This is a genomic window from Synechococcus sp. R6-5 (assembly GCF_047461775.1).
Classification (GTDB): Bacteria; Cyanobacteriota; Cyanobacteriia; order Thermostichales; family Thermostichaceae; genus Thermostichus.
Genome location: NZ_JANSHV010000080.1, coordinates 1 through 4,789 on the forward strand (window position 1 = coordinate 1; position 4,789 = coordinate 4,789).

General features: G+C 59.8%; 4 protein-coding genes. 1 reads left to right on the top strand and 3 read right to left on the bottom strand.

Features of this window, described 5'->3' with window-relative positions; translation table 11 throughout:
• Positions 1–252 precede the first annotated feature (252 nt).
• Positions 253–705: an Hsp20/alpha crystallin family protein gene (locus NW818_RS04915; RefSeq protein ID WP_414390191.1), complete on the top strand. Its 453-nt coding sequence runs from the start codon at positions 253–255 to the stop codon at positions 703–705.
• Between the two features lie 38 nt (positions 706–743).
• Here the strand turns inward: NW818_RS04915 and NW818_RS04920 are convergent, their stop codons facing one another.
• The 3 genes from NW818_RS04920 to NW818_RS04930 form a co-directional block, all read right to left on the bottom strand.
• Positions 744–1,526 (bottom strand): S-adenosyl-l-methionine hydroxide adenosyltransferase family protein, encoded by a 783-nt coding sequence (locus tag NW818_RS04920; protein ID WP_414390194.1) that lies wholly within the window; start codon positions 1,524–1,526, stop codon positions 744–746.
• Between the two features lie 68 nt (positions 1,527–1,594).
• Complete coding sequence (locus tag NW818_RS04925) at positions 1,595–3,727, bottom strand: TIGR00300 family protein (protein WP_414423973.1); 2,133 nt, start codon at positions 3,725–3,727, stop codon at positions 1,595–1,597.
• Positions 3,728–3,811: 84 nt separating this feature from the next.
• Positions 3,812–4,564 (bottom strand): response regulator transcription factor, encoded by a 753-nt coding sequence (locus NW818_RS04930; RefSeq protein WP_414342492.1) that lies wholly within the window; start codon positions 4,562–4,564, stop codon positions 3,812–3,814.
• Positions 4,565–4,789 lie beyond the last annotated feature (225 nt).

Genomic DNA, 4,789 nt, shown 5'->3' on the forward strand with positions numbered 1-4,789 from the left:
CGGGCCTCCAGCCCGAAAATTTGGTGAACCATTGGATTGCCCTGTTTGTTTTCATCCCTCTTCCCCATGAGGTGAGGGGATCCTGCCTATCACAGATCGGTTTGCCCTCCCTCGCTGGGATGGCTTTCTTGGATGATCAGAGCAGGATTTTGTGAATTCAAATCCCAAGTGCAGGCCAAGCCTTCTTTGCCGAGATCTCTTCGCTTCCCTCAACTCCATTGATGACTTAGCCTATTTACCCTAGGAGACACTATGGCAACTCTTTACTTCAGCCCGCTTTTCGAGGTACAAGCTCTGCAAGCGGAGCCCAACCGGGGACGCTCTCGCTCCTTCCTGCCCACTCCTCTGCAGGTTTGGGAGAGCGGCGAAGCCTACACCGTCCAGTTGTGGGTGCCCGGTGCCAATCGGGAACGCTTCCACATCGAGGCCACGGCTCAACAGCTCTCCATCAGCGGCGAGATCCAGGTTCACGGCCCTGAAGGTGCTGAATTGCGCTACCAAGAAGTGGAGCCCCAACCTTTTCAACGCATCCTCAAGCTGGCCCGCCGCATCCAGCCGAAGAAAGTCTCGGCCACCTATCGCGACGGCATCCTCACCCTCACTCTGCCCAAAGCCGACGCAGCGCGGGTGATCAAAGTCCAAGTGGGCGCCTCAAACCCCACTACTCCGACGGAAGCCGTGACGGTGGAAAGCCAACCTGCCTAGGATCCCCAGTCTCTCCCTCTCTTTTCAGGCGAGGGGATCTAGCCGCTCCACTGCACGCGCACCTCATCTCCCACCTTAAAATCCAGCGCCCGGCTGGCATTGCCTCGGTTTTGCACGATCTCCACCCAGCCGGAGCTGCCCACCAGGGCCAGCACTTCCCCAACTTCTCCCTCAGCAAAGGTGGCCACGGAGCGGACGGGGATCCCTTTGACCGAGGCGCTCCAGCTTCGACCTTCCACCCACTGTCCGGGCAGGTTGGTGATGCCGTTGCCGAAGTGGTCGATGGCCTGGACCAGGCCGCGACAGCCGTTGGTCTCCATCTGGGGTGGCGGCCACTCCCAGCGGGTTAGTTCTGCTACGTCTAGGGGATCCCCCAGCTCCGCCAAAGGGATCCCGTTGGCCAGATGAGCGGCAACCGGGGCAAAAATATCCCGCCCATGAAAGGTGCGGCTGGGAGAGGGGGTGCGCCAATAGCGGGGCCGGTTGAGTTCCACAGCAGCCAGCGCCGGAGTTTGGGCCAAAACGCCGCTGAACAGGCCATTGTCAGGGCCAACCAAAAAGCCCGTCTCGGTTTGGATGGCTACCGCCCGGCGGCTACTCCCCACCCCTGGATCCACAACGGCCAGGTGAATGGTGCCCGACGGCAGATAGGGGTAGGCCGTCATCAGGGCAAAGCGAGCCGCCGCCACATCCTGAGGCGGGATCCCATGGCTGAGGTCGATGAGTTGAGCCTGTGGGGAAAGGGTATGAATCACCCCTTTCATAATGCCCACATAGGGATCCTGCAGGCCAAAATCCGTCAACAGGCTAATAAAAGGCATACCCTTTTGAGGCTTGAGGATCCCTGTTTAAGGATCCCAAAAGATAACAGCGCTTATGGATGGGGTGGCTAGCGGGCAGCAAGAGCAGGTTGCGGGCGCTCATACACCTGCCCCAAACGCGCCAACTGCTGCACCAACAAACTCAAGAACAGGCCCACATCGGTAACAATCCCCACCGACTCCAGGGATCCCCGATCGGCCAGCTTGGTCACCACTGCCGGGTTAATGTCCACGCAGATCAGCTTGACCCCGGCAGGCGTCATGTTCCCGGCACCAATGGAGTGCAACATGCTGGAGAGCATCAGCACCATGTCGGCCCCCTGCAGCAGCCGCGCATAATCCTGTTGGGCCTTGATCAGATCCATCTCCGTATCTGGCAGCGGCCCATCGTCGCGGATGGATCCCGCCAGGGAGAAGGGCACCTGAGCGCGAATACACTCGTAGAACACCCCGCCGGTAATCACGCCCGCTTCCACCGCAGCTCGGATACTGCCGTACTTGCGGATGAGGTTGATGGTTTTGAGGTGATGCTTGTGGCCGCCCTTGACCGGGGTGCCCCGCGACAGATCCACCCCCAGCGAGGTGCCGTAGAGATTCTGCTCCAAATCGTGAACGGCAATGGCATTGCCCCCCAGCAGCGCCTGCACATAGCCTTCGCGGATGAGGGTAGCCAAGTGGGATCCGCCGCCCGTGTGGATGACCACCGGCCCTGCCACCACCACCGTTTTGCCGCCCCGCTCCTTGATTTGCCGCAGCTCCCAGGCAATCTGCTCCACCAGGATCTCCACCCGCCGCTCGCTGGAGACTCCCGATCCCATAAAGGTGAACTCCTGGGAAGAGCGCTCTTTGCTGGCCTGGCGCACGGTGCGGATCCCTTCCACCCCACACACCACGGCATCCCCCACCTGCAAATCTCGAATCAGGGTGCAATAGGCTGAAAACTCCGTCTTGCCATTGCAATCGGATCCCTTGACCACGATCACCCCATCCATGCGCTGCCGCTGCACCGGGATCCACTGGCCGGCCACCCGCACCTGCGTGGGATAGATGGTGGTGACATAAAAATCGTCGGGCGCTACCCCTGCTTTCTCTACCCGCTCCAGACGGGCATCTTGCTGGGTTTCCTCCGAGAGACGGGCCCCCTGCTCGATCAAGGCGCTGAGAATGGTATCCAGGGTCTCTTCGGTGGGAGCGGAAACGGCCAGTTCCACCGTGGAAGTGCTCTGCCGTTTTTCCCCAAGCTGAAACTTGAGGATCTGGAAGCTGCCGCCATTGTCGACAATGCAATCGACGGCCCTGGTGAGCAGATCGCTGTCCACCAAATGTCCCTGGAGGGTCACCGTCCGGCTGAGCACTGTGGCCACCGGATCGGTTTGGGGAGCCACCGTCTCGTCGAGGCGCAGCGTCAGGCACTTGGCCGCCCCACCGGCTTTCAGGAACTCCGTCAGCTCCGTCTGCACCACCGCAAATCCCCGCTCCTGTAGGGTGGCTTCCAGCTCTGGGCTGACCCGATTCACCAAGATCGTGCCGTTCACATCCACGGCATTGCAGGCAAAGTGAATGGCATCCGCCTCCTGAACCGGGATCCGCTTTTCAGGGGGCACCCGCATCTCGATCAGGCGGTTGGAATAGGCATCAAAAGCCGGCGGGTAATAGAGCAAATAGCCTTCGGAGAGGGGGCAGAAGCAGGTGTCCAGGTGGTAGAACCGCTCGTCCACCAGCCGCAAAGACAACACCTCGATCCCCAGCCACTTGGCCAAGTAGGGGTGAGACTCCAACATGGAGCGAAAGCCGTAGCCCGCCCACAGCCAGCGCCCTGCCCGATCCAACAGAGCATCTCCCGCCCCCTCAAAAGCCAGGGCTGGCGGCAGCTCATAGACGGTGTAGCCCTGTTCCTCAAACCAAGCCTTGAAATGGGGCTGTTCCCCCTGCCGCTCTGGGTGATAAAAACGGCTCAGCACCACCTTGGATCCCAGGATGAGCCCAGCATTCGCCGTAAACACCATATCCGGCCATCCCGGCACCGGCTGGATCAGCTTCACCTCCGCCTGCTGCGAGAGATGCCGATAAAGAGCCTGCCACTGCTGCAGCGCCCGTTCTCGCGAAGAGCGGTGAACATTCCCCACCATCCAGGGGTTGATCACATAGTCCACCTCGTAGTGATCGGGTGGGCACATCAAATACCGAATGGCACCAGGCATAGATCTCAGAGCGCAATCTGCAGCAGGGCATCCCCTAGATTAGCAGTTGCGTGAGCAGCATCCTCAAGAATCATGAAAGAATCATTATTTGTGGGAATCTTTCGCCAGCTCTGGCTGCAGTGGGCTGGGATCGGCAATGTTGGGCAACTCCAGACAGTAGCCCGCCCCATAGACGGTTTTGATGTACTGGGGGTGGCGGGGATCCGGCTCCAGCTTGGTGCGCAGGTGGCGGATGTGAACACGGATGGTCTCGATGTCGTCGTCGGGCTCGTAGCCCCACACCTCCTGCAGGATTTCGCTGGGGGAAACGGTCTGCCCATGTCGCTGCATCAGACAGTGGAGCAGGTCAAACTCCAGGTGGGTGAGCTTGATCGTTTTGCCGAACCACAACGCCTCAAAGCGCTCCGGCACCAGCGTGAGAGGGCCATAGGTGAGGATCTCCCCATGCTTGGCCGCCTGTGGGATCCGGTCTGAGCGACGCAGCAGGGCCCGCACCCGCACCAGCAGCTCCTGCACCTCAAAAGGCTTGGTCAGGTAGTCGTCGGCACCGGCATTAAAGCCCTCGATCTTGTCCTGGGTTTGGCCGAGGGCGGTGAGCATCAAAATCGGGATCTCGCTGGTGCGCTCCTCCCGCCGCAAGCGCTGACAAACGGTCAGGCCATCTACCTGGGGCAGCATCAGGTCGAGGATGATCAGATCGGGGAGAACTTGCAGAGCCAGTGCTTGTCCGCGCACCCCATCGGTGGCCTTCACAACCTCGTAGCCCGCCAACTCCAGATTGATGCGCAGGATATCCAGAATCGAAGGGTCGTCCTCAATAATGAGTATGCGAGCCATAGCCGGTTGCAGCCCAAACTGCGGATAAAACGTTTTGTTAAATGTGCTAACAAAGAGCCGAAGCTTTACGACTGGAAGTTTACTTAATTTTAGCCTCATTGCAAATCTTACTGCGAAGTTAACCCGCAGGGTTGCCCAGCCCGGAGCCGGATGCAGGGGAAACTTTTCAACCCGTTTGGGGCAAATGGGTGCGTTTTTAAGGCCTACGGCCCGCTATCGCGAACG

Excerpts from the sequence above, each read along its gene's own strand:
- NW818_RS04930 (WP_414342492.1), bottom strand. The coding sequence starts at position 4,564 with ATGGCTCGCATACTCATTATTGAGGACGACCCTTCGATTCTGGATATC.
- NW818_RS04920 (WP_414390194.1), bottom strand. The coding sequence starts at position 1,526 with ATGCCTTTTATTAGCCTGTTGACGGATTTTGGCCTGCAGGATCCCTAT.
- NW818_RS04925 (WP_414423973.1), bottom strand. The coding sequence starts at position 3,727 with ATGCCTGGTGCCATTCGGTATTTGATGTGCCCACCCGATCACTACGAG.
- NW818_RS04915 (WP_414390191.1), top strand. The coding sequence starts at position 253 with ATGGCAACTCTTTACTTCAGCCCGCTTTTCGAGGTACAAGCTCTGCAA.